22 protein-coding genes, 2 tRNA genes and 1 pseudogene are annotated in these 23,619 nt (G+C 51.8%); 10 read left to right on the top strand and 15 right to left on the bottom strand.

Annotation, left to right across the window (positions count from 1 at the left end):
- Positions 1-116: 116 nt before the first annotated feature.
- Positions 117-724: pseudogene (locus AAIG39_RS18160) on the bottom strand (class I SAM-dependent DNA methyltransferase).
- A gap of 492 nt (positions 725-1,216) precedes the next feature.
- Here AAIG39_RS18160 and mdtK point away from each other — a divergent pair.
- The 5 genes from mdtK to AAIG39_RS18135 all read left to right on the top strand — a co-directional run bounded on the left by mdtK (position 1,217) and on the right by AAIG39_RS18135 (position 4,502).
- The gene (gene mdtK, locus AAIG39_RS18155) at positions 1,217-2,590 is read left to right on the top strand and encodes an MdtK family multidrug efflux MATE transporter (RefSeq protein ID WP_090086623.1); all 1,374 of its coding nucleotides are present in this window, start codon (positions 1,217-1,219) and stop codon (positions 2,588-2,590) included.
- A 116-nt stretch (positions 2,591-2,706) separates the two neighbouring features.
- Entirely contained in the window at positions 2,707-2,991 is a 285-nt protein-coding gene (locus AAIG39_RS18150; protein WP_343194443.1) for a hypothetical protein, read from the top strand.
- 139 nt (positions 2,992-3,130) lie between these two features.
- Positions 3,131-4,072, top strand: a complete 942-nt coding sequence (locus AAIG39_RS18145) for a 2-hydroxyacid dehydrogenase (protein WP_343194442.1) — start codon at positions 3,131-3,133, stop codon at positions 4,070-4,072.
- A gap of 266 nt (positions 4,073-4,338) precedes the next feature.
- A tRNA-Val gene (locus AAIG39_RS18140) sits at positions 4,339-4,415 on the top strand.
- A gap of 10 nt (positions 4,416-4,425) precedes the next feature.
- Positions 4,426-4,502, top strand: a tRNA-Val gene (locus AAIG39_RS18135).
- An 89-nt stretch (positions 4,503-4,591) separates the two neighbouring features.
- Here AAIG39_RS18135 and AAIG39_RS18130 read toward each other — a convergent pair.
- The gene (locus tag AAIG39_RS18130; RefSeq protein WP_090086617.1) at positions 4,592-5,647 is read right to left on the bottom strand and encodes an NAD(P)-dependent alcohol dehydrogenase; all 1,056 of its coding nucleotides are present in this window, start codon (positions 5,645-5,647) and stop codon (positions 4,592-4,594) included.
- 308 nt (positions 5,648-5,955) lie between these two features.
- On the opposite strand from AAIG39_RS18130, the gene AAIG39_RS18125 reads away from it, so the two are divergent.
- The 4 genes from AAIG39_RS18125 to AAIG39_RS18115 all read left to right on the top strand — a co-directional run bounded on the left by AAIG39_RS18125 (position 5,956) and on the right by AAIG39_RS18115 (position 9,201).
- A complete protein-coding gene (locus AAIG39_RS18125; RefSeq protein WP_090086615.1) occupies positions 5,956-6,747 on the top strand; it encodes an inositol monophosphatase family protein in 792 nt (263 codons plus the stop codon).
- A gap of 257 nt (positions 6,748-7,004) precedes the next feature.
- Complete coding sequence (gene ynhH / locus AAIG39_RS25730; protein WP_425503335.1) at positions 7,005-7,229, top strand: protein YnhH; 225 nt, start codon at positions 7,005-7,007, stop codon at positions 7,227-7,229.
- A 14-nt stretch (positions 7,230-7,243) separates the two neighbouring features.
- Complete coding sequence (gene pykF, locus AAIG39_RS18120) at positions 7,244-8,656, top strand: pyruvate kinase PykF (RefSeq protein WP_047370016.1); 1,413 nt, start codon at positions 7,244-7,246, stop codon at positions 8,654-8,656.
- 308 nt (positions 8,657-8,964) lie between these two features.
- On the top strand, positions 8,965-9,201 hold the full coding sequence (locus tag AAIG39_RS18115; RefSeq protein WP_007374746.1) for a major outer membrane lipoprotein: 237 nt from the start codon (positions 8,965-8,967) through the stop codon (positions 9,199-9,201).
- A gap of 67 nt (positions 9,202-9,268) precedes the next feature.
- Here AAIG39_RS18115 and ldtE read toward each other — a convergent pair whose 3' ends face one another.
- The 10 genes from ldtE to zinT form a co-directional block, all read right to left on the bottom strand.
- Entirely contained in the window at positions 9,269-10,285 is a 1,017-nt protein-coding gene (gene ldtE / locus AAIG39_RS18110) for a L,D-transpeptidase LdtE (RefSeq protein WP_090086613.1), read from the bottom strand.
- A 95-nt stretch (positions 10,286-10,380) separates the two neighbouring features.
- Complete coding sequence (sufE, locus tag AAIG39_RS18105) at positions 10,381-10,797, bottom strand: cysteine desulfuration protein SufE (RefSeq protein WP_090086612.1); 417 nt, start codon at positions 10,795-10,797, stop codon at positions 10,381-10,383.
- A gap of 13 nt (positions 10,798-10,810) precedes the next feature.
- A complete protein-coding gene (gene sufS, locus AAIG39_RS18100; RefSeq protein ID WP_343194441.1) occupies positions 10,811-12,031 on the bottom strand; it encodes a cysteine desulfurase SufS in 1,221 nt (406 codons plus the stop codon).
- Positions 12,028-13,299: a Fe-S cluster assembly protein SufD gene (sufD, locus tag AAIG39_RS18095; protein ID WP_090086608.1), complete on the bottom strand. Its 1,272-nt coding sequence runs from the start codon at positions 13,297-13,299 to the stop codon at positions 12,028-12,030. The genes sufS and sufD overlap by 4 nt, the downstream gene beginning before the upstream one ends.
- Positions 13,274-14,020, bottom strand: a complete 747-nt coding sequence (gene sufC / locus AAIG39_RS18090; protein ID WP_090086606.1) for a Fe-S cluster assembly ATPase SufC — start codon at positions 14,018-14,020, stop codon at positions 13,274-13,276. Before sufC ends, sufD begins: the two co-directional genes overlap by 26 nt.
- 16 nt (positions 14,021-14,036) lie before the next feature.
- The gene (gene sufB / locus AAIG39_RS18085) at positions 14,037-15,521 is read right to left on the bottom strand and encodes a Fe-S cluster assembly protein SufB (protein ID WP_090086604.1); all 1,485 of its coding nucleotides are present in this window, start codon (positions 15,519-15,521) and stop codon (positions 14,037-14,039) included.
- An 8-nt stretch (positions 15,522-15,529) separates the two neighbouring features.
- Positions 15,530-15,898 (bottom strand): Fe-S cluster assembly scaffold SufA, encoded by a 369-nt coding sequence (gene sufA, locus AAIG39_RS18080; RefSeq protein ID WP_090086602.1) that lies wholly within the window; start codon positions 15,896-15,898, stop codon positions 15,530-15,532.
- Between the two features lie 373 nt (positions 15,899-16,271).
- The gene (locus AAIG39_RS18075; RefSeq protein ID WP_343194440.1) at positions 16,272-16,883 is read right to left on the bottom strand and encodes a histidine phosphatase family protein; all 612 of its coding nucleotides are present in this window, start codon (positions 16,881-16,883) and stop codon (positions 16,272-16,274) included.
- Positions 16,884-16,940: 57 nt separating this feature from the next.
- A complete protein-coding gene (gene leuE, locus AAIG39_RS18070) occupies positions 16,941-17,579 on the bottom strand; it encodes a leucine efflux protein LeuE (protein ID WP_090086598.1) in 639 nt (212 codons plus the stop codon).
- A 116-nt stretch (positions 17,580-17,695) separates the two neighbouring features.
- Positions 17,696-18,346 (bottom strand): metal-binding protein ZinT, encoded by a 651-nt coding sequence (gene zinT, locus AAIG39_RS18065; protein WP_343194439.1) that lies wholly within the window; start codon positions 18,344-18,346, stop codon positions 17,696-17,698.
- Between the two features lie 188 nt (positions 18,347-18,534).
- On the opposite strand from zinT, the gene AAIG39_RS18060 reads away from it, so the two are divergent.
- Positions 18,535-18,744, top strand: coding sequence for a hypothetical protein (locus tag AAIG39_RS18060; RefSeq protein WP_249572415.1), 210 nt, complete (start codon positions 18,535-18,537; stop codon positions 18,742-18,744).
- Between the two features lie 181 nt (positions 18,745-18,925).
- Here the strand turns inward: AAIG39_RS18060 and lpxP are convergent, their stop codons facing one another.
- The 3 genes from lpxP to ydiJ all read right to left on the bottom strand — a co-directional run bounded on the left by lpxP (position 18,926) and on the right by ydiJ (position 23,516).
- Positions 18,926-19,843: a kdo(2)-lipid IV(A) palmitoleoyltransferase gene (lpxP, locus tag AAIG39_RS18055; protein ID WP_090086595.1), complete on the bottom strand. Its 918-nt coding sequence runs from the start codon at positions 19,841-19,843 to the stop codon at positions 18,926-18,928.
- A gap of 209 nt (positions 19,844-20,052) precedes the next feature.
- Complete coding sequence (gene menI, locus AAIG39_RS18050; protein WP_343194438.1) at positions 20,053-20,463, bottom strand: 1,4-dihydroxy-2-naphthoyl-CoA hydrolase; 411 nt, start codon at positions 20,461-20,463, stop codon at positions 20,053-20,055.
- Positions 20,460-23,516 (bottom strand): D-2-hydroxyglutarate dehydrogenase YdiJ, encoded by a 3,057-nt coding sequence (gene ydiJ, locus AAIG39_RS18045; protein ID WP_343194437.1) that lies wholly within the window; start codon positions 23,514-23,516, stop codon positions 20,460-20,462. Before ydiJ ends, menI begins: the two co-directional genes overlap by 4 nt.
- Between the last annotated feature and the right edge of the window lie 103 nt (positions 23,517-23,619).

Here is a 23,619-nt window from a genome sequence, read left to right as displayed (position 1 = left end):
TGTATGTCATTTACGGCACCGCCGTTTTCTAAAACGCACAATAACAGGAGGAAAATCATGTTGCCAGCCTCGCAGGGCGGATGGTGGCGACTGAGGTATAAAACCACAGGATAATCTCAGTTCACCTTCTTACACAGCCAGATAGAGTGATAACCGCACTCCGGATCCTCAAACTGTACATCGACAACGGTAAACCCATGCTGCGCCAGAATCTCACGGTATTCCTCGGGTGCCAGACTCGCGTGAAAGAGCGGCTCGCCGGCAAATGTCCCCATCGCTGTGCCATTCGATGTGCCGCTGGTGAACATTAATGCACTTCCCGTGTGGCTAAGTGCGGCAAACAGGGAAACATGGCGCGTTGATCGTCCTGTGTCAGATGAAAAAAGCTGTTCCAGGCTATCAGACCATCAAACGTCTCATCCATCGCCAGGTGTCGCATGTCCCGATGGATCCAGCGTTGCGCCGGGAAATGCGCTTGTGCACGCGCAATCATCGCCGCCGAGCCATCCACGCCCGTGAGCGCAAAGCCGCCAGCAATAAAATAATCTGCGATGGGTTTACCGTTCCCGCAGCCGATATCCAGAACATGTCCGCCCGGACGAAGTAGCTGTATGAACTTGTCCAGCCACTTTTTTTCGAACAGCTGACGGGAGCGCTGCCTGGCAAACTCATCGGCATGCCTTTCGTAAATTGAAAGAATGCGCTTCGCCGCGTGAAAATCCATGATGTTCAGCCTCTCTTTTTCGATGTCTGGTACAGAGGGTAAGCGAACTTGTGCATAGCGCTCCCCTGCTAAAAACAGTGGGACTGATAATGATCGCTTATCGTTAACATGGCAAAAACGTACAACAACATGTAAGATTTGCCTGTAATCTCGATAGCAGAAAAAAGAAACAACCGCTTCGCGTTAACATCCCGGCATTGACGGGAAACGACGATACTTTTCGGGCCCCCGGTACCGTACCCCGACGCATTTTTTCGTGCTGGTTTTTCCCGGCGCCTTTCCTTTATTAACGACCGACCAGATGGGCCCATGATCGCCCGAATGGTTTACTCAAACTGAAAAGCAAAATGAACAAGGATTTGATCGCAATGCTTAACTCTATGCTGGATTTCTGACCATCCTCGCAGTGTCCCGGACCAGAAGACACATCTATATTCTTTTTTAATGAAATGAACATTCATCGCATATAACAACTATATCAAGGTGTTTTCAGTGCAGAAGTACTTTACAGAAGCGCGCCAGTTGCTGGCTCTGGCTATCCCGGTGATCCTCGCGCAGATCGCCCAAACCGCAATGGGTTTCGTTGATACGGTTATGGCTGGCGGTTACAGCGCCACCGATATGGCTGCTGTCGCCATTGGCACCTCTATCTGGCTTCCCGCTATCCTTTTTGGTCATGGCTTATTGCTGGCGTTGACCCCGACGATTGCGCAACTTAACGGGTCCGGGCGCCGCGAACGTATTGCGCATCAGGTACGCCAGGGCTTCTGGCTTGCCGCTGCGGTGTCGATCCTGATAATGATCGTACTGTGGAACGCCGGTTATATTATTCACGCCATGCATGACATCGATCCGCAACTGGCGGATAAAGCCGTGGGCTATTTACGCGCCCTGTTATGGGGTGCGCCGGGCTATCTGTTCTTTCAGGTCGCACGTAATCAGTGCGAGGGGCTGGCGAAAACCAAACCCGGTATGGTGATGGGATTCCTCGGCCTGCTGGTGAACATTCCCGTTAACTACATCTTTATTTACGGTCATTTCGGCATGCCGGAGCTGGGCGGTGTTGGTTGCGGCGTGGCAACGGCATCGGTCTACTGGGTGATGTTTATTGCCATGCTCTCGTACGTGAAACGTGCGGGCTCAATGCGCGATATCCGTGGTGAAACACATTCTGGCAAACCGGATTTGAACGTTCTGAAACGTCTGATACAGCTTGGCTTGCCTATCGCGCTCGCGCTCTTTTTCGAAGTGACTCTGTTTGCCGTCGTGGCCCTGCTGGTTTCGCCGCTGGGCATTGTGGATGTCGCCGGGCACCAGATCGCCCTTAATTTTAGTTCGCTGATGTTTGTGCTGCCGATGTCGCTTGCCGCCGCCGTCACGATCCGCGTCGGCTTTCGCCTTGGGCAAGGTTCCACGCTGGACGCGCAAACTGCCGCACATACCGGCCTTGGCGTGGGCGTATGCATGGCTGTACTGACTGCTATCTTTACAGTTGCGCTGCGTGAACATATCGCGCTGCTTTATAACGATAATCCGCAGGTAGTGACACTGGCCTCGCAATTAATGTTGCTGGCAGGTTTGTACCAGATATCCGATTCCATCCAGGTTATCGGCAGCGGGATTCTGCGCGGTTATAAAGATACACGCTCTATCTTCTTTATTACTTTTACCGCCTATTGGGTGCTGGGATTACCTTCCGGGTATGTACTGGCGTTAACCGATCTGGTAGTTGACCGAATGGGCCCGGCAGGCTTCTGGATGGGCTTTATCATTGGGCTGACTTCGGCGGCAATTCTGATGATGCTCAGAATGCGTTTCCTGCAGCGCCAGCCATCGTCTGTCATTTTGCAGCGCGCGGCGCGCTAATATCAACGTAGCCGTCTTCTGGCGGCTACACTTCCTTGCCAGGTGACACAATTTATATCCTGTCTGATATGCAAACCATCCTGGTTAAATGAGAGACACAGCAAAAGGAGTGCCTGATGGCCGGCATTGTTGCGTTAGTTTACTTTGTGGCAGGTTCTTTGGCTTTCACACGTAAAATCAAGTTGTTCACTATTGCATCCAGCCTGCTTCTGATTGCTGCGTTAAAGATTATTGCCGTCAGCCAGCCGCTCACCATTTTCTTTGTCGCGCTTCTGGTCATCGCCTTTGTCGTGTTGCTCGTCGTAAACACCGAACGGGACAACAAAAGTGTCTTCTGTTTCTCGCTTCCCTGCTGGCTGCTTATCAGCGCGGTTCTGCTTGATCTGTTTTATCTCACCTGATTTTTTGTCACACAATCGTCTGGCGACAGCCCCAGCCGTCGCTTGCTTTTGTGCAGCATGAGGATCATTCTCAGGCTATATATCTCCCGCAGTTTACTGAATGGGTTAACCCTCCCCTTGAGTATACGAAGGCACCCTTATGGCGATCCCTTTACTTGTCACGATTGAACTTGCCCCCGGGCACCTTTCCCGGCTTGCCGCTGCAGGCTTTGAAACACACTATGCCCCCACTGCGACGGATCGCGCACAGGCTGTAGAACACAACGGTGGGCGCATCCGCGCCGTCCTCACCAACGGCTCAAGGGGTCTCGACGCCAGCGTGATAGCGGCACTCCCGAAACTTAACATCATCTGCGCGCTGGGTGCCGGGTATGAAAATATCGATGTAACGGCTGCTAAAGCGCGAAATATCATCGTCACCCATGGACCGGGGACCAATGATACATCCGTCGCCGATCATGCGATGGCCCTGTTGATGGCAATCGCGCGGGGAATTGTTCAATCTGATTCAGCGGTCAGGCGCGGTGAATGGGCAACGTCCCGGCAATTGCGACCAATGATCTCCGCCAAGAGATTGGGAATTTTAGGCCTGGGGAATATTGGTGAACAGATAGCACGGCGCGCTTCTGCCGGCTTTGGCATGTCGGTGGCCTATCACAGCCGCACACCGCGTGCCGATTCCGCCTGGCATTACCTGCCATCGCCTGTCGCGCTCGCGCAGTGGTCGGACTTTCTGGTGGTCGCCACTCCCGGCGGCGCGATGACCTGGCACCTCGTGGACGATGCGGTGCTAAGTGCGCTCGGCCCGGATGGTTTTCTCATCAATATCGCCAGAGGCAGCGTTGTCGACACGGCTGCGCTAATTGATGCCCTGAAAAAGAGGCATATTGCCGGCGCCGCGCTGGACGTTGTGGAGGGCGAGCCGGACGTCCCGGCGGAGCTGATTGCACAAGAGAATGTGATTATCACTCCGCACATCGCCGGGCGCACGCCCGAGGCGGCAGAAGCTACTATCCGGTTGGTTTTAGACAATCTGCAGGCCTGTTTTGCAGGTCAACCGGTGCTTACCCCTGTGCGTTAAGCGAAAATCTGGCGAACTGGCGGTTTTTGCGTCATAAAACTTAACGCCAAAGAAAAGACGCCAAACCACGTACTGTACCGAAAATCATCAAAACAATGCGCCAGAAAGGTACTCTGCTCAATCATTATCCTTTAACATCAGTGAAATATGCCGTTCATGTATAAAAGTTCCGCAGTCGGGTGCATTCAGGCAGAAAATAGCGATTTTCTTCTTGCCACATTACAAGGCTGCCGCTAATATTCGTCCCCGTTGTCAGGCACAACAATGCGTTCATAGCTCAGTTGGTTAGAGCACCACCTTGACATGGTGGGGGTCGTTGGTTCGAGTCCAATTGAACGCACCATCTCTTTAGTGCGTCCGTAGCTCAGTTGGTTAGAGCACCACCTTGACATGGTGGGGGTCGGTGGTTCGAGTCCACTCGGACGCACCATTCACGAGTTCATTCTGATTGTCTTCCTCTTGTATTTCGAAGCCTTCAAAAAGGCCCCGGCGTTAACCGAAGCCTTCGGTGAATTGCTTTTATTCTGCCAGCGTCTGCATATCGATCACGAAGCGGTATTTCACATCGCTTTTCAGTAAACGTTCAAAGGCATCATTGATCTGGTCCATACGAATCACTTCTGAGTCCGCCGTGATGTTGTGCTGACCGCAGAAATCGAGCATCTCCTGAGTTTCGGCTATGCCGCCGATACACGAACCTGATACGGAACGACGCCCCAGGATCATCGGCAATGTGCTGACCGTTGGTTCAATATCCCCAAGCAGGCCAACAAACACCAGCGTGCCGTCCAGCGTCAACGTTGGCATATAAGGATTGATATCGTGGGCATAAGGCACGGTGTCGATAATAAGCTCAAACTGCCCTTTCACTGCCTCCATCTGCTGCGGATCGGTCGACAACACCACGTGTTGCGCCCCCAGTTGACGCGCATCTGCTTCTTTGCCTGGTGAACGGGTGAATAACGTAACTTCCGCACCCATCGCATGCGCCAGTTTCAGTGCCATATGTCCTAACCCGCCCAGGCCAATTACGGCAACCTTGCTGCCTGTTTTTACGCCCCAGCGGCGCAGCGGCGACCAGGTGGTAATGCCCGCGCAAAGTAACGGCGCAACGGCCTGTACATCAAGGTTTTCCGGGATGCGCAACACGAAATCTTCACTGCAAATAATTGTGCGCGAATAACCGCCGTAGGTCGGCATATGATCATGCCGGTCAATGCCGTTATAGGTCTGAATGTTGCCTTCTTCGCAATATTGTTCAAGCCCCTGCTTACAGGAGGCACACTCGCGGCAGGAATCTACCATGCAGCCGATTCCCACTAAATCTCCGGCCTTGAACTTACTCACATCTGTCCCTACACGGGTGACGCGGCCTACAATCTCATGCCCCGGCACCAGGGGATACTGGCTAAAACCCCAGTCGTTGCGCGCCTGATGTAAGTCAGAGTGACATACACCGCAATACAGAATATCGATAACCACATCATCCGCTCGGGGATCCCGACGCTCAAAATAGTGTGGAGCAAGAGGGGCTTTACTCGATTGTGCGGCATAGCCAAGTACTTTTATCGTCATCTTTATCACTCCAGGTTCTGAGATGATTGACCAGGGTTCGTCCTGATAGGTTGCACACGTCCATAACGCCTGGCGCTTTGAGTATCTACTGCCTGTATACCCTGCGCTTTGCACTTTCTGTCATCGGGTAACCGTGGACCTTAAGTCTGCCGCTCGATTATGTCCACTTCCTCCAGGACTGCTTCCTGATTTTCCTGGTTGCGCAACATGAACATGGTAATAATTTGAAGAATACGCAATAAAGATGCACAATCGAGCAATAACGAGCATGGAAGACTTACCGTAGTTTTATTGATGAGGACTCAATCATGAACCACGCTTTACCGGATATCGCTTTTTTGCATGAACTTGCCGATGCGGCAGACAAGCAGACATTGCCGCGTTTTCGTTCACGATTAAACCTGCATGTGGACACAAAACCGAAAGAGGGTTATCGCTTTGATCCTGTGACCGATGCGGACCGCGAAGCAGAGCGCGCCATTCGCGCCCTCATTGACGCCCGTTACCCTGACCATTCTATTATGGGCGAAGAATTCGGGATTACCGGAAGTGGGCCGTTGCAATGGGTCCTGGATCCAGTCGACGGTACCCGACCGTTTCTGTGTGGAATTCCGGTATGGGGAACGCTTATTGGCCTGACCGTTGAAGGTCGTGCTCATCTGGGCATGCTGAGCCAACCTTTTACCGGTGAACGCTTCTGGGCAGATGGCAGGCAGTCATGGCGCAGTGGCCCGCAGGGTAATGCTCCTCTCACCACCCGCAAGGGCCTCTCGCTGGACCAGGCGATATTGCATGTCACCTCGCCTGAACCCATCGCTCGTTTCCCGGAAGTTAATTTTGCTGCGCTGGACGATGCTGCGCTGATGACACGTTATGGCGGTGAGTGCTATGCCATGGCAATGCTGGCTGCCGGACAGATTGATCTTTGCCTGGAATACGCACTTCAACCATATGATATCGTTGCGTTAATTCCAATTATTGAGCAGGCGGGCGGTGTGGTAACCAGCTTAAGTGGTGGTCGCCCTGAGGCGGGTGGACATATTCTGGCGGCGGGTTGCCCGGAGGTTCATGCTCAGGCACTGCAACGGCTTCATAGCTAAATCGGTTAAGCCCAACGTGTCTGACGCAAAGCGCACGGGTATTTGTTTCAGCTATGTTGCCATAAATCGATAACTGCCCTGTCAGCAAACTTTCCCAGACCTTTGCCTTTTTGCGGGCAAAGGTTTTACTTTGGCGTCAACGACGCAAATTCATTTTGGTGATAACTTAACACGTTGATAACACTTCGTTGTGAAACTGCCCAGATGATTTTTGAAACAGCGTTTTCATTTTCCTTTTGCCCCTTTTTCATCGTATAATGGCATCCTATTCACTCTTGAATGGTTTCAGCTCATTGAACTGTAAAACTCAACCATTACATTATGACTTACCCGGCTGGGCTGAAACACAGGCACACATTACTCTGCACGCTTTTTTGATGTCACCTATCCTTAGGCAGTGGCATCGCAACTTTCGCAACACAGGTTTGACTCCGAAGCTTCGCGCTAACCGGAGCGTGATTTCCATATCCTTCTCAACTTAAAGACTAAGACTGTCATGAAAAAGACCAAAATTGTTTGCACCATCGGTCCGAAAACCGAATCCGAAGAGATGTTAGCAAAAATGCTGGACGCAGGAATGAACGTAATGCGTCTGAACTTCTCTCACGGTGACTATGCTGAGCACGGTCAGCGCATCCAGAACCTGCGCAACGTGATGAGCAAAACCGGTAAAAAAGCGGCGATTCTGCTGGACACTAAAGGTCCGGAAATCCGCACAATCAAACTGGAAGGCGGTAACGATGTTTCGCTGAAAGCGGGCCAGACTTTCACCTTCACTACCGACAAAACAGTTATCGGCAACGCTGAAACCGTTGCAGTTACCTACGAAGGTTTCACCAGCGACCTGCAGGTTGGCAACACAGTACTGGTTGACGATGGCCTGATTGGCATGGAAGTCACTGCCATCGAAGGCAACAAAGTCATCTGTAAGGTACTGAACAACGGTGACCTGGGCGAAAACAAAGGCGTTAACCTGCCAGGCGTTTCTATCGCTCTGCCGGCACTGGCTGAGAAAGATAAACAGGATCTGATCTTCGGTTGCGAACAAGGCGTTGACTTTGTTGCGGCCTCTTTCATCCGCAAACGTTCTGATGTTGAAGAAATTCGTCAGCACCTGAAAGCGCACGGCGGCGAAAACATCCAGATCATCTCCAAAATTGAAAACCAGGAAGGCCTCAATAACTTCGACGAAATCCTCGAAGCGTCTGACGGCATCATGGTTGCTCGTGGTGACCTGGGCGTAGAAATTCCGGTTGAAGAAGTTATCTTCGCGCAGAAAATGATGATTGAGAAATGTATCCGCGCGCGCAAAGTGGTTATCACTGCGACCCAGATGCTGGACTCTATGATCAAGAACCCGCGTCCGACCCGTGCGGAAGCAGGCGACGTTGCAAACGCCATCCTTGACGGTACCGACGCCGTTATGCTGTCTGGTGAATCGGCAAAAGGGAAATACCCGCTGGAAGCTGTGACCATCATGGCGACCATCTGCGAACGTACCGATCGCGTCATGACCAGCCGTCTGGATTTCAACAACGACAGCCGTAAACTGCGTATCACCGAAGCGGTTTGCCGTGGCGCGGTTGAAACCGCTGAAAAACTGGATGCCCCGCTGATCGTGGTCGCTACCCAGGGCGGTAAATCTGCGCGCGCTGTACGTAAATACTTCCCGGATGCCACCATCCTGGCGCTGACCACCAACGAAACCACTGCGCGTCAGTTGGTACTGAGTAAAGGTGTTGTCGCGCAGCTGGTTGAAGAAATCGCCTCCACGGATGATTTCTACCGTCTGGGCAAAGAACTGGCCGTACAGAGCGGTCTGGCGCAGAAAGGCGATGTTGTTGTCATGGTTTCCGGCGCACTGGTCTCCAGCGGTACGACCAACACGGCATCTGTGCACGTCCTGTAATAATAACCGGACGAATATTCGTGTTTAAAAAAGCGCCTTCGGGCGCTTTTTTTATATATCAGAAATCGCCTCGAATAAAAAAGCAAATCGGATTTCACTATTTAAACTGCTTATTATCTAAGATGAATCCGATGGAAGCTTGCTGTTTTATCACACTTTTTTTAACGTTTTATTCAAAGTCGGTGTTTCTTTGAGCGAACGATCAAATTTAAGTGGATTCCCATCAAAAAAATATTCTCAACATAAAAAACTTTGTGTAATACTTGTAACGCTACATGGAGATTAACTCAATCTAGAGGGTATTTATAATGAATCGTACTAAACTGGTACTGGGCGCGGTAATCCTGGGTTCTACTCTGCTGGCTGGTTGCTCCAGCAACGCTAAAATCGATCAGCTGTCTTCTGACGTTCAGACTCTGAACGCTAAAGTTGACCAGCTGAGCAACGACGTGAACGCAATCCGTTCCGACGTTCAGGCTGCTAAAGACGACGCAGCTCGCGCTAACCAGCGTCTGGATAACCAGGCTCATTCTTACCGTAAGTAAGAGTACCTGTGATGAAATGGCGCACATTGTGCGCCATTTTTTTGTCTGCGATTTACCTTCTCTGTTGTTACTGCGTAACGGTCTTGCCGCTTTCATCCGAATTCACATCTGCTCCGGCATCACGATTCTGCACGGACACGACGCTTTCAGTTGTTACCTTCCCGCTTTTGTTTGCCGGAATCGTCACGGGATAACCCGCCCGTCGATATAACGCCTTGTCAATCATTGCTCTGTCACCACCGCCTTGCTCAATGGTGCTCGCCAGGCTTGCGGAGAAAGCGATAGGCAGCGTCTGTGTGTTCTCTCCGACATTCTGCGACAGTGGACGGTGTACCTCAATATAGTGCCGTCCGTCAGGCTCTACGGCATATTTAACCGGCTCGTTAAGGATGGTTACCCGTGTACCGGTATTTACCTGCGAGAAGAGCGCCTGAATGTCTGCCGCGTTCATCCGCATGCACCCTGAACTCACGCGCAACCCTACGCTGTCAGGCGCGCTGGTACCATGAATGAGGTATTCGCCGTTTCCTATCCCCAGACGCAGCGCATAGCGCCCCAGAGGATTATTTGGCCCGGCGGGTACGACAGCGGGCAATTCAATGCCTTGCGCCAGAGAACGCGCGCGGATGCCTGCGGTAGGCGTCCAGGTAGGATTGGGGATCTTCTGGCTAATACGGGTGGTTGTTACCGGTGTTTCAAGCCCCTGCTGACCAATCCCCAGCGGGAAAACCTGAACGATATCTTTGCCGGGGGGATAATAGTAAAGTCGCAGCTCAGCAAGGTTGACCACAATCCCGTCTCGTGGCGTATCCGGTAGCAGCATTTGTGACGGAATGGTGACGACCGTACCCGCTCTGGGTATCGGTGCGATTGTGTTATTGGCTTCGATAATCAGCATTGCTGCGGTGTCAAAATGCCGGGCGATGGCCTGCAGGTTTTTATCACTCTCCTGAACAGTATAAGTCTGGTTTTGACCGATAAGACGACTTCCGGCCGGTGGCAGCGGATAATCCACAGCCCAGGCCATCTGAATAGCGCTAAAAGCGCCAATAAGAGACAATGTAATAGTAGACGCGCGTTTCATACTGGATGTCCTGTATCACGGCAGAGGCCGAAAGCTGAAAAACCAACGAGGCGCGGATGCACCTCGCGTAACAGGATGAAAGCTGTCTATTTAGTTTAGCTAATGTTGGCGGCTTTGGAGCGAATTGCACGAATCATCGCTTCCAGCCCCTGAGAACGGGAAGGCGTAAGGTGTTGAGTCAACGACATCTTTTCAAACCACGGACGCACATCGAACGCCACGATGTCCTGGGCAGTCATCTGCTGATAAAGAATAAATACGATGGCAATAAGGCCTTTGACGATGGCTGCATCGCTGTCGCCCGCCAGTTCTATCATGCCCTCGTCATTACGGCGCATCACAATCCAGACCTGACTCTGGCACCCCTGAATAATGTTTTCGGGATTGTGTGCCTCGTCGCTGAGCGCAGGCAACCGCTGCCCCAGCTCAATGATATACAGATACTTCTCTTCCCAGTTGGCACAGCGCCCAAAATTGCGCAGCAGCTTGTCTCTGTCGGGTAAAACGGCCATGTTTGCCTCTCTGTTAGCCCAGCAACTGATGAATACGTTTCAGGCCAGCCACCAGACGATCCACCTCTTCTTCTGTGTTGTACATCACCAGCGACGCACGGCACATTGCCGGTACATTATAAAACGCCATCAGCGGCATTGCGCAATGATGCCCGGTCCGCACGGCCACACCATAATTATCAAGGAAGCTTCCTACATCATAGGCGTGATGTTTACCCAAATTAAAGGCAATCACCCCCAGACGATCCTGCGGGCCATAGAGCGTTAAATCGGGCACATCCGCTAGCGCATTCAGGGCATAACGCATGAGCGTCTGCTCATACTGCGCAATCGCATCCAGCCCAAGTCCGCTCACATACTCGATAGCCGCGCCCAGACCGATAATCCCTCCGGTATTCGTGGTACCCGCTTCGAAACGCCACGGCGCTTTGGCATAGGTGGTCCCTTCCGTCAGGCTCACGGTGGCAATCATAGAGCCCCCACCTTCCCACGGCGGCATAGCTTGCAAGATCTCCTCTTTGACATACAGCACCCCAATCCCCGTCGGCCCGTAAAGCTTATGGCCGGAGAAGACATAGAAATCGCAATCCAGCGCCTGTACATCGACCGGGTGATGCATGATAGCCTGAGCGCCATCAATGAGAACTTTCGCGCCATGTTGATGGGCCAGCGCAATGATGTCCGCTACGGGATTTTCCGTTCCCAGCACATTAGAGACCTGAGTAATCGCCAGTAAGCGCGTACGGGCATCAAACAACCCAGGCAGCGCCTCCAGTTGTAATGTACCGTCGATATTGAGCGGTATGACCCGTAGCTCAGCACCGACGCGCTCACACAGCATCTGCCACGGCACGATATTCGCGTGATGCTCCATGGCGCTGATGATGATATTGTCCCCCGCCTGCACCTGACTGTTGCCCCAACTATTGGCGACAAGATTGATACCTTCGGTAGTACCACGCACGAAAACCAGCTCTTCCGGTAACCGGGCGTTCAGAAAACTTGCGACCTGGGTTCGAACTTGTTCCATGCGCTGCGTGGCTTCAGCGCTCAGGGTATGGATCCCCCGGTGCACCGCCGCATAGCCGTGGCGAAAAAACTCTGCCTCGGCATCAATAACCTGATTAGGTTTTTGTGCGCTGGCTGCGCTGTCCAGATACGCCAGCGGCACCCCGTTAACTTCACGCGTCAGGACCGGAAAATCGGCGCGTACGCTGTGAACGGAAAAACTCATGCTAAGCCTCCCGCAAGGCGTTGGCCAATGCGCGCCAGCACCTGCTGTCTGAGCGCTTCGTCGCTGATAGCTTCGGTGAGCTCAGCGGCAAAGGCGTAAATAATCATTTTTTGCGCCGCCTGCTGGTCAATGCCGCGCGAACGCAGGTAAAACATCTGTTCGTCGTCAATACGCCCGACCGTTGCACCGTGGCTACATTTCACGTCATCAGCATAAATTTCCAGCTGCGGTTTGGTGTCCACTTCCGCCAGTCGTCCCAACAGCAAATTATTGTTGGTCATCTGTCCGTCGGTTTTGATGGCGTGTTGCGCAACGTTAATCAGCCCGTTGAACACCGCACGTCCTTTGTCGCTGACAATGGTTTTATGCAGCTGGCGGCTGTTGCAATAGCCTTTATTGTGTTCAAGCCAGGTGCGGGTATCACATACTTCTGATTTCACTGGCATCGCGAGGCTGTTCATGCGCAGCGTCGTATTTTCACCGTTGAGTTGAGTACTGGTATTGTGACGCAACACAGCGCCGCCCAGCAGGAAGCTATGGCTGTACGCCGCTGCATCTGCGCCAAGTCGAATGTCGTTGTGCGCAAAGTGGTAGCTTTCCGGGTTTTCAAACGCCAGTTTGACATGGTGCAGTTGGGCATTTGCCGCCACGTCCATCGTCAGCCGCGCGCCGGTGAAATGGCGATGCGTGTTGAGACTGACAAAGTGCTCGTAGATTGTCGCTTCGGCCCCTTCGGCAAGCGAGATATGGTGGCGATAATGGGCCGTGTTCATCTCTGATCCGGCCAGCCCCTGGGTGATATGCATTAACAGAAGCGGTTTGGTCGCCCGCTGATTACGGCTGACGCTAATATGAGTGATGCTTTGCGCCAGACTTTCGGTTAAGTGTAAAAACACCTCCGGCTGCACCGGGGCCTGCAAAGCCTGACGGTCGTCGTTAATGGTCACGGTGAAGCCAGAACCGGCAATGTCGTCGCTCAGCGCCGCGTTGTAATAACCATCAACAAACACCAGACGTAGCGCATCGACCGGCAATGCAAGTGCATCACACTCTTGTGCGCTCAACACCCCCGCCGTGGTGACAAACTGGCTATTTAGTAAACCGTCGAGCGGCGTATATTTCCAGTTTTCGTGTTTGCGCGTCGGCAGGCCTAAACGCAGCATTTGCTGCAGATGCTGCTGCGCCTGCTCAGAGCGCGCCCCGCCTTGTTGTTCAAACAGATGATGCCACTGTTGCAGCGCGTTACTGCTGTTCTGTAAGCCAGCCATAACCTTGCTCCTCCAGTTGCTTAACCAGTGTGAAATCACCGGATTTCACAATGCGCCCCTGATACAGTACGTGGACATAATCCGGCTTGATGTAATCCAGGATCCGCTGATAGTGCGTCACAATAATGAAAGAACGCTTATCATCGCGCAGCGCATTGACGCCATCGGCAACGATTTTGAGCGCGTCAATATCAAGCCCCGAATCGGTTTCATCGAGGATGCACAAATCAGGTTCCAGTACGGCCATTTGCAGGATGTCGTTACGCTTCTTCTCACCGCCTGAAAAACCAACGTTAACCGAGCGGGTCAATAGATCTTCCGGCATCTTCAGTAGTTTGATTTTTTCTTCCATCAGGTCCTGAAAATCAAAGCGGTCCAGCTCATCCTGCTCACGGTATTTGCGCACGGCGTTGAGTGCCGTTTGCAGGAAGAATTGATTACTGACGCCGGGAATTTCAACCGGATACTGGAAGGCCATAAACACGCCTTCTCCGGCGCGATCTTCCGGAGAAAGTTCCAGCAAATCTTTACCCTTGTACTCGACGCTGCCGCCGGTGACTTCGTAATCTTCACGTCCTGCCAGCGTTGCAGATAGCGTACTTTTGCCGGAACCGTTGGGCCCCATAATGGCGTGCACTTCCCCCGGACGCACATCCAGGCTCAGGCCACGCAGAATCTCTTTATCTTCAACGCTTACCTGCAGGTCTTTAATACTTAACATGTTTATTCCTTAATTCTTAACCGACGCTGTGTTCGAGACTAATAGCCAGCAATTTTTGTGCTTCAACGGCAAACTCCAGCGGCAACTCGGAGAACACGTCTTTACAGAATCCATTAACGATCATTGAAATAGCATCATCTTCACTGATACCGCGCTGCAGGCAGTAGAACAGCTGATCTTCCCCGATGCGTGACGTGGTAGCTTCATGTTCCAGTTGGGCACTGTTATTGCGACACTCCACGTACGGGAAAGTATGCGCGCCACAATCCGGGCCTATCAGCATGGAGTCACACTGGGTAAAGTTACGTGCGTTAGTGGCGCTCGGCATGATTTTCACCAGCCCGCGATAGCTGTTCTGACTATGTCCGGCAGAGATCCCTTTCGAGATAATGGTCGACCTGGTGTTTTTGCCGATGTGAATCATCTTGGTACCAGTATCTGCCTGCTGGTGACCACTGGTCAGCGCCACGGAGAAGAACTCACCGATGGAGTTATCCCCACGCAGGATGCAGCTTGGGTATTTCCAGGTAATGGCTGAGCCGGTCTCCGACTGCGTCCATGACATTTTGCTGTTCTCACCTTCACACAGCGCACGCTTGGTCACGAAGTTGAGGATCCCGCCAGTGTTGTTATCGCCGGGGAACCAGTTCTGCACAGTTGAGTATTTCACTTCTGCATCTTTATGGATGATGACCTCCACCACTGCCGCATGAAGCTGGTAACTGTCGCGCACTGGTGCGGAACACCCTTCGATATAGCTAACGTAGCTGCCTTCGTCCGCGATCAGAATAGTGCGTTCGAACTGCCCGGTTTTTTCGGCATTGATGCGGAAATAGGTCGACAATTCCATCGGGCAACGCACCCCTTTCGGGATATAGATAAAGGTACCGTCAGAGGCGACCGCCGCATTCAGCGCCGCAAAGAAGTTGTCATTGGAGGGGACGACGGTACCGAGGTATTTTTTCACCAGTTCCGGATGGTCGTGAATGGCCTCGCCAAATGAGCAAAATATAATCCCCTGCTCGGAGAGTTTTTCCCGGTAAGTGGTGGCAACGGATACGGAGTCAAAAATGGCGTCGACTGCCACTTCACGCCCTTCACGGACCGGCACACCAAGTTGGTTGAATGCCGCTTCCACTTCGTCAGTCAGAAACGCATTCGCGCCAGTTTGCTGTACCGCTCCCGGTTGCGAGGCACAAGTGTCATCGCAGCTGCCACAGGATGGCGCTGAATAATAGCTATAGTCCTGATAATCAAGCTTCGCGTAATGGGCTTTCAGCCAGTGTGGCTCTTCCATCTCGAGCCAGGCGCGATATGCACTCAGGCGAAACTCCAGCATCCATTCAGGTTCGTTTCGTTTGGCTGAAATTGCCCGCACGACATCTTCATTAATGCCTTTCGCCAGTTCGTCAGTGGTTAGCCGGGTAAAAAAGCCCTCTTTATAGTTGAGGTTCCCGGTCCAGGTTTTGACATCGTCTGTTGCTTCTGTGTTACGAGACATAGTACCGCCTATACCCCAAAGCTTTCGCCACAGCCACATTCGTTCTGGGCTTTCGGGTTATGAAATTTGAATAACTGGTTTAATCCTTCGCGCACATAGTCCACTTCGGTGCCATCAATAAATGGCATCGCCCCGAGCGGCACGTATAGTCGTGCACCGTCATTTTCAAAAAGCAGGTCGTCTTTATCCGGTTGCGTGACGGTATCCAGCACATAGCCAAAACCGGCGCAGCCGGTCTGTTTAATGCCCAGCCGGACACCCAACAGGTCGGGTTGCTTGCGGATTAATCCACGAATATGCTCTGCGGCGGCTGGTGTCATCGTTAGCCCGCGCCAGGCAAAGTCGGCCGGATCGAACGTTTCTGATTGCAATTCCATAGTTCTACCTCACGTCATAAATCATGAAGGACATAACACTATGTTAGTGATAATGATTATCACTTCAACCTCTATTCCGAAGGGTTATTCGTGTACTGCCCGTTTTTTAAGCACATGGTATAAGCATAGACTCTGTGCGAAGGCTTAACAGAGAAGTGAAAGATTGTTTAATGATTTGATAAATAATAGCTATTTTCGACAGCAAGTCTGGCGCGCCTGCGTCCGCAAAAGATGTATAGGTAATACCTATTTTTGAGATAGGGAGCTAAAAAAGGATTCTTAGAAAATTTTTCCTGATATCAGAAAGTTAACTGCGTCACAAAACCGATTATCAACAAGATAGATTGCATTTAATCCAGAGCAGAACAAACGCTCATTGCGTATGTCGGAAGAAAAGATGGGTCGCTACCCCCCATTTTTCTACCGTGAGTCCTTTTTCCGTGCAGGCGAGAACGGAATAGGCGCCATTTATATGTGCATACCGCTCAAAATGTTCGGCATTATTACCCGAAAGCGTGCTGATAACCGATTGAATAACATGCCCGTGGGAAACAACGCATATATTACCCTGACCAGACGACAAACCGGACAGAGCGCTAAGAACTCGCCGGGTGGCATCCTGTAGTGCCTCGCCATTTTGCGGCCCGATATCAGAACTGCCGGAAAGCATCGCCACAGCCTGTACCCGCTCTTTCTCAGTCAGTTCAGCGAGGCGTTTGCCTTCAAACTCGCCAAAATGACGTTCGACAAAGGCAGGCTCAAACTGCAACGGGCAATCTAACCACGACGTGATTTGCCCGGCAGCGGTTACCGATCGGCCTAAAGGCGACGCGACAATAAGGGTAATGGATTTGTCTGCCAGATCCCGACACAGGGCAGAGATCTGCCTGATACCTGCCTCCGTAACCGGGCTATCCAGATGCCCCTGAATCCTGTTTTCAACGTTCCAGACGGTTTCACCGTGCCGGACCAAATAAATTTTCATCACATACGCCGTATAAGAGTTAGGTTCAGGTCCGTTAAACACAGGCCTCTGCGCTGTTCAGGATTGCAGCGTTGCCAGTCGGGCGGCAAAACCGACGAAAATAAGACCAATTAAGGAGTTACCGAGCTTTGCGAGACGTTTTTTAGTTTTCACAAACTGTGTCACATAGGATCCGGAGATAATCAGAAAACTGAAATAACAGACGCTAATTAACTCCAGCGTACTGGCCAGAATAAAGAACGCCGTTCCCGTATTGGTATAATGAACGTCAATAAACTGCACGAAAAACGACACATAAAACAGAATCGCTTTCGGATTGGTTAAACTCAGTACCAGCGAACGTTTGAAAATATCGCCCCTGTGTTCCTCATGCTCATTCACGCTTTTGCCCCGACGAGAAAACGTACTGTAGAGCATTTTTACACCCAGCCAGAGCAGATAAAATGCGCCAAGATAGCGGACGAGGTTGAATAATACCGGCGTTGTTTTAATCAGCGTTGCCACACCCATATAGGCCAGGAACATCAATACGGCATCGCCGATAAATACCCCCGCCGCAGCAACATAGCCATTTTTCAGCCCACCCGCCACGCTGGTTTTAAGCACAAAGAATGTATTCGGGCCTGGTACCAGGATAATGAAAATCGCCCCAATGAAATAGGACCAGAAACTGATAACACCATATTCGGCAAACACTTTGCCTCCTGCAAATACCGTTAAAACCGCTGAGCGGCCTATGCTACAAGAGCCGACAGAGAAACTAAAGCGCAGGAAGACGCAAAAGGCCCGCCGAAGCGGACCCTGATTTTCCGTTAGTGATGAAGCATCTCATCGACAACCTGATCTTTTTTGAGCTGATAAGGGTAATAGGTTGGCCAGTTGTCCATCTCTGCCAGCAGCACTTCCTGAGAAGTATTGCCCATAAAAATATGGAAATGCGCTGAAGTGCGTGGTGCAATAATGTGATCGCTAAACTGCACATACTTTGGCGCCTTACTGCTGGCATCTTTACATTCGAACAGGTAACGCACGCCCTTTTTACCGGAGGTATAAGTGAGGATTTTATGCCCGGCATAATCATATTTACAGGCACTCACCTTATCGCCCACATGAAATTCGATTACGCCATTTTCAATACCGATGGTATCGATGTCGGTGGCATATCCCTTTTGGTAGTACGCTTTAATTTCATCAAACGATTTGCTCTTATCTTTCTCCGCCTTTTTCCGCAATACCGGGTCCAGACTGCCGTCTTGCAGATAAGGATAAAGAGACTGCCACATACCGTCCCAGTCATTCAGATTTCTGTCCCTGACGTCGTTGTCATTAAATTCGCCGTTCGCCGCTTTTTTTTCCATGTCGCTTAACGGTTTCCCGTGCGAGTGATGGTCATGAGAAAATGCGCTCGCACTCATGAAAAGAGCACCCAGGACTATCGTTGTTTTTGCAAAATGGCTGGCCAAAATCCGTCCCTCGGTTTATGAAAAGAGGGGAATGTTATGATATAACATATCATAATTCAAGATGTAAAAATTACCTGTTAACGTTACGTGCTCCCTCCTGCTTCACGGATGGAAATTTCGCCATTGCCTGCTATAAAGCAATGGTCAGGTTTTAACCATTTCGCCATCATTTCTGAGGTTCTTTAATCATGTCGATAGCCAAAGCACACAGCTTAAAGCAAGTTTATCAAATGCTTAACTCAGGGAAGTATAGTGAAATCGAACTGGCGTTCGATGTTGACGCAGACGCGTTTTTTCAGCTCTCAACCGAATATTGCGATGAAGGCGCGAAAATTACCCGCCATGAAAATCACTTCGTGATTAAGCTTAAAGGGCTGGCGATCCCGGCGCTCGATTAATACGCCCTTAACGCGAAAAGTTTACGTTTGGTGAAGTTGCATTGCGCTACTGCATAAGCAATATCGACAGGTCTACAGGGCGTGGATGCCGTTCGACATGGTCGCGTTAGTCAGGAGAAAAATCTGGCTGGCCCTGTTGCGGGCCAGTATCCGGTCGGCTGAACGCCGACCGGGACAGGAATTACAGGTACAACGATGCTTCTCCCGGCGGGCGGGTTTTGAAGCGACGATGGATCCACAGATACTGTTCCGGCGCGCGCAAAATCTCGCGCTCAATGACTTTGTTGATATAACTGGCGGCCTCGTGTTCATCTTTCGCCGGATAATCGGTCATAGCCTTGCCGATATGCAGTGAATAACCTGAGCGATCCGCTTTGCGCACCATGGTAACCGTCAACATTGAAGCCCCGGAAAGGCGGGATAAAACATATGTGCCGTTGGTAGTTGCCGCATTTTCGACAGAGAAAAAGGGCGCGAAGGTACTGCCTTTGCTGCCGTAATCCTGATCGGGTGCAAACCAGACGGCCTCGCCTTTTTTAAGCTCGCTCACAAGTCCTTTCAGATTGCGTCTGTCAATCATTGATTTATTGGAACGCATACGGCCTCGCGTCTGTACCCACTCCATCAATTCACTATTATGCGGACGGTATGTCGCCATCATCGGCTGGCACAGGCCCATCACGCGGCCACCAAGCTCCAGCGACATAAAATGGACACCGACAACCATCACGCCACGCTGGCTCGCCTGTGCGGCAACGAGGTTCTGATAGCCTTCAACGTCGAACCAGCGGCGCACACGGCTGTCAGGCCAGAACCAGGCCATACCGGTTTCAAATAGCGCCATGCCGAGCGACATGAAATTTTTCTCAATCATTGCCTCGCGAAGCTCGTCGCTCATCCTGGGAAAACAAAGCTCCAGATTGCGGCGAGCAATACGTTCGCGACGCTTAAGAAAAGGACGGGCTAATTTTCCGAGCATTTCCCCAAAGTGGGAGATAAGAGGATAAGGCAGTTGAACGAGCAACCAGAGCAGGCCAAGACCAGCCCATGTGCCCCAGTTACGAGGGTGTAAAAAGGCCCTTTTAAACGATGAATGCATTGTTGTTACCTGTAAGCGTGTAGGGAGTAGCGCTTAAGGAAACAACGAATTACTTCATCAGGTCTTTATGCGTTACAGCGTCTGGCTTCGATGGACATCGAAGCGGTTTTGAAACCCGCCCAATATAGCACGAATGGACAAGTCTGGATGTGAAAATGAATGAAGAAAATATGAATTTTTGCGACAGGTTCCCCTGTCGCAAATTTATCTCAGATAACGGCAGTCGTGAGTCGCGAAGTGCAGCATAATTTATCCTGCTCATCGTAAATATCAATTTGCCATACCTGATGGAGACTACCGGTATGGAGAGCACGACACACGCCGCGCACACGCCCGCTGCGAGCGGAACGAATATGGTTGGCATTTACCTCAACGCCAACCACTTTCTTCTCGCCTTCGGTACATAAATATCCGGCAACGGAACCCAGCGACTCCGCCAGCACCACAGAAGCGCCCCCATGCAACAAACCAAACGGCTGATATGTGCGGCTATCAACCGGCATGGTCGCTTCCAGCGAGTCTTCATTTATTGCAATAAAACGGATATCCAGCAGCCCCAGCATGTTGCCCGCGCCCATTGCATTGAGCGCGTCAAGGGTTACCTCACGTTTCCAGATCATCCTATTATCTCCAGTAGCGCCTGCAACGGATGGCGCACGCCATTACCTTCCACACGCTTCACCTGGCTACGGCAGGAGTAGCCTGTCGCCAGACAACGGCTACGCGGTAAACGTTGTAGCGCCTGATGCCAGGACAACTCGTAAATTCCCAACGAGTTGGCGTGGTTCTTGACTTCATGTCCATAGGTTCCTGCCATACCGCAGCAACCTACGCTGACATTTTCCAGCTTCGCGCCAAAACGGGCAAAAATGGAGGTCCATTGCGAAACAGAAGCAGGTAGCGCAGTCACCTCAGTACAGTGGCCAAACAGATACCAGGGCTCACCGCTAATAGTGCGATTCTCGCGCCCTTCCAGTGCGGAAGGCAGCCATTCATGTACTAACATGACATGAAAATCGCCGCGCTTCTCGCCGAGTGTCTGCTTGTATTCATCACGGTAGCAGAGCACCAGAGCCGGGTCGACACCCACCATCGGCATTCCCAGTTGCGCAACGCGGTTAAGGAAATCCGAGGTTTTCTGTGCGGTTTTCGCAAAACGTTGCAGGAACCCTTTGATATGCTGCGCTTTGCCGTTCGGTGAAAAGGGCAGGACAACGGGCTGATAACCCAGCTTTTCCACCAGACGAACGAAATCCGCCACCACTTGCGCATCGTAGTAACTGGTGAACGGATCCTGCACCACCAGCACCGTGGTCGCTTTTTCCGCATCACTCAACGTTTCAAGCTGCTCCAGTGTCAGGTTCGCCGAACGGTGGCCGATCATCTGCCGTTGTAAAGAGGGAACAGACAACAACGGCAGGTCCACCATGCCAATATGTTTTTGCGAAAGGGAACGCACCCACGGCTGACTCATAAAGAAATTGAATGTCCTGGGCGCGCGTGCCATCAGCGGCGCATAGCTTTCCACCGTCGCGACCAGATGATCGCGTACAGGACGCAGGTAGCGCGTGTGGTAAAGCTGCAGGAAGCGAGAGCGGAACTCCGGCACATCAATTTTGATCGGGCACTGGGTCGAGCAGGCTTTACAGGCCAGACACCCCGACATAGCCTCTTTCACTTCATGCGAAAAATCATACTCGCCGTGACGCGCGTGCCAGCTATTGCGGGTACGTTCAATTAGCGAGCGCAGGCTGGCACGTTTTTCCGGCATCTCTTTTTCCAGCTTCACCGGGTCGATACCACGATCGGCCAGCAGACGCAGCCACTCACGGACCAGCGTGGCACGGCCTTTCGGCGAATGAATACGATCTGCGGAAATTTTCATCGACGGACACATGGGACTTTTGGCATCAAAGTTGAAGCACAAACCGTTGCCATTGCACTCCATCGCGCCGCGCCATGACGAACGCACGGCAAGCGGAATTTGACGATCAAAGCTGCCGCGTTTAACGTCATCTACCTGCTTCATCGGCGCGTCAATCCCCTCAGGCGGACAGATTTTACCTGGGTTGAGGCGGTTAGCCGGGTCAAACGCGGCTTTCACTTTACGCAGCTCTGCATACAGTTCCGCACCAAAGAATGCCGGGCTGTATTCGGCACGAAAACCTTTACCGTGCTCACCCCAGAGCAAGCCACCGTATTTAGCCGTCAACGCCACCACATCATCGGAGATTTTCTTCATCAAAACCTCCTGTTGCGGGTCGCACATATCTAACGCCGGGCGCACATGCAATACACCGGCATCCACATGGCCGAACATGCCGTAGCTCAGCCCATGGCTGTCAAGCAATGCGCGAAACTCGGCGATATAGTCCGCAAGGTGTTCCGGAGGCACGCAGGTATCTTCTGCGAACGGAATCGGTTTTGCCGCCCCTTTCGCATTACCCAGCAGGCCGACCGCTTTTTTACGCATCGCGTAGATACGCTCAATGCCCGCCAGTTCGTCGCAAATCTGCCAGCCAATCACCCCGCCAGCCCCTTCCGCCATCAGGGAATCCAGGCGAGAGCACAGAGAGGTAACCTGCTCATTAATTAGCGCTTCGTCATCACCGGCAAACTCGACAATATTCAGACCCAGCATGGTCTTATCCGGCACATCGGTGATCAGTTCATTTACGGAGTGCCAGATGATGTCTTCACGTGCCAGGTTGAGGACTTTTGAGTCCACCGTTTCAACCGACAGTGCTCGCGCTTCCACCATAAACGGAGCATTACGCAGCGCGGAGTCGAATGAATCGTATTTCACATTTACCAGGCGACGCACTTTCGGCAGACGGGTAATGTCCAGCCGCGCTTCGGTAATAAATGCCAGCGTTCCCTCTGAGCCGGTCAATACGCGGGTCAGGTCAAACTCGGTCATCTCATCATTGAAGACATGGCGCAGGTCGTAACCCGTGAGGAACCGGTTTAGTTTAGGGAATTTGTCGATAATCAGCTGACGGTTATCCCGGCAACGCTCGAAAACAGTACGGTAGATGCGCCCTACAGCCGTATTCGCTTTACCCAGCGTCTGCGCCAGTTCCACTGGCACCGGTTGGGTGTCCAGAATATCGCCGCCAAGTAATACGGCGCGAACGCCCAGGACATGATCGGACGTTTTTCCGTAGACCAGTGACCCCTGACCGGAAGCATCGGTATTGATCATGCCGCCGAGTGTCGCACGGTTACTGGTGGAAAGCTCTGGCGCGAAGAAATAGCCGTAAGGTTTAAGGAACTGATTGAGTTGATCTTTGATGACACCCGCTTCAACCCGCACCCATCCCTCTTGAGGATTGATCTCTATAATGCGGTTCATATAGCGGGACATATCAACAATGATACCCTGATTCAGCGCCTGGCCATTTGTACCGGTGCCACCACCGCGCGGTGTGAACACCAGCGACTGAAAACGCGTTTCCGCCGCGATGCGTGAAATCAAGGCGACATCGGAAGTAGAACGGGGAAAGACAACCGCATCGGGTAGCAATTGGTAGATACTGTTGTCGGTCGCCATGGTCAGCCTGTCGGCATAACTTGTGGCGGTATCGCCGGTAAAACCTTGTTGCTCCAGTGCCTGTAAAAAATTCAGCACCAATTGAACGACACCTGGTGCCTGAGAAATCTGTGGGATCATTACTCTTGACCCTGCCTGACTGTTAGTAGTTGTGAATAGTTAATCGTTTGCTTGCAGCATCCATCGTTGTATCACATTTTTTTCTTATGCGCCCACCAGAATT

It is taken from the genome of Phytobacter palmae, from assembly GCF_039409775.1.
Lineage (GTDB): Bacteria > Pseudomonadota > Gammaproteobacteria > Enterobacterales > Enterobacteriaceae > Phytobacter > Phytobacter palmae.
Note: the sequence above shows the minus strand (reverse complement) of the source record. Positions and strands in the feature narration are given on the sequence as shown.

Coding starts and splice junctions, on each gene's coding strand:
- sufA (WP_090086602.1), bottom strand. CDS start 15,898: ATGGAATTGCAATCAGAAACGTTCGATCCGGCCGACTTTGCCTGGCGC.
- AAIG39_RS18145 (WP_343194442.1), top strand. CDS start 3,131: ATGGCGATCCCTTTACTTGTCACGATTGAACTTGCCCCCGGGCACCTT.
- menI (WP_343194438.1), bottom strand. CDS start 20,463: ATGATCTGGAAACGTGAGGTAACCCTTGACGCGCTCAATGCAATGGGC.
- AAIG39_RS18130 (WP_090086617.1), bottom strand. CDS start 5,647: ATGACGATAAAAGTACTTGGCTATGCCGCACAATCGAGTAAAGCCCCT.
- AAIG39_RS18060 (WP_249572415.1), top strand. CDS start 18,535: ATGTCGATAGCCAAAGCACACAGCTTAAAGCAAGTTTATCAAATGCTT.
- ldtE (WP_090086613.1), bottom strand. CDS start 10,285: ATGAAACGCGCGTCTACTATTACATTGTCTCTTATTGGCGCTTTTAGC.
- sufD (WP_090086608.1), bottom strand. CDS start 13,299: ATGGCTGGCTTACAGAACAGCAGTAACGCGCTGCAACAGTGGCATCAT.
- sufE (WP_090086612.1), bottom strand. CDS start 10,797: ATGGCCGTTTTACCCGACAGAGACAAGCTGCTGCGCAATTTTGGGCGC.
- sufS (WP_343194441.1), bottom strand. CDS start 12,031: ATGAGTTTTTCCGTTCACAGCGTACGCGCCGATTTTCCGGTCCTGACG.
- ynhH (WP_425503335.1), top strand. CDS start 7,005: ATGGCATCCTATTCACTCTTGAATGGTTTCAGCTCATTGAACTGTAAA.
- AAIG39_RS18150 (WP_343194443.1), top strand. CDS start 2,707: ATGGCCGGCATTGTTGCGTTAGTTTACTTTGTGGCAGGTTCTTTGGCT.
- sufB (WP_090086604.1), bottom strand. CDS start 15,521: ATGTCTCGTAACACAGAAGCAACAGACGATGTCAAAACCTGGACCGGG.
- AAIG39_RS18115 (WP_007374746.1), top strand. CDS start 8,965: ATGAATCGTACTAAACTGGTACTGGGCGCGGTAATCCTGGGTTCTACT.
- ydiJ (WP_343194437.1), bottom strand. CDS start 23,516: ATGATCCCACAGATTTCTCAGGCACCAGGTGTCGTTCAATTGGTGCTG.
- lpxP (WP_090086595.1), bottom strand. CDS start 19,843: ATGCATTCATCGTTTAAAAGGGCCTTTTTACACCCTCGTAACTGGGGC.
- sufC (WP_090086606.1), bottom strand. CDS start 14,020: ATGTTAAGTATTAAAGACCTGCAGGTAAGCGTTGAAGATAAAGAGATT.
- pykF (WP_047370016.1), top strand. CDS start 7,244: ATGAAAAAGACCAAAATTGTTTGCACCATCGGTCCGAAAACCGAATCC.
- AAIG39_RS18125 (WP_090086615.1), top strand. CDS start 5,956: ATGAACCACGCTTTACCGGATATCGCTTTTTTGCATGAACTTGCCGAT.
- AAIG39_RS18075 (WP_343194440.1), bottom strand. CDS start 16,883: ATGAAAATTTATTTGGTCCGGCACGGTGAAACCGTCTGGAACGTTGAA.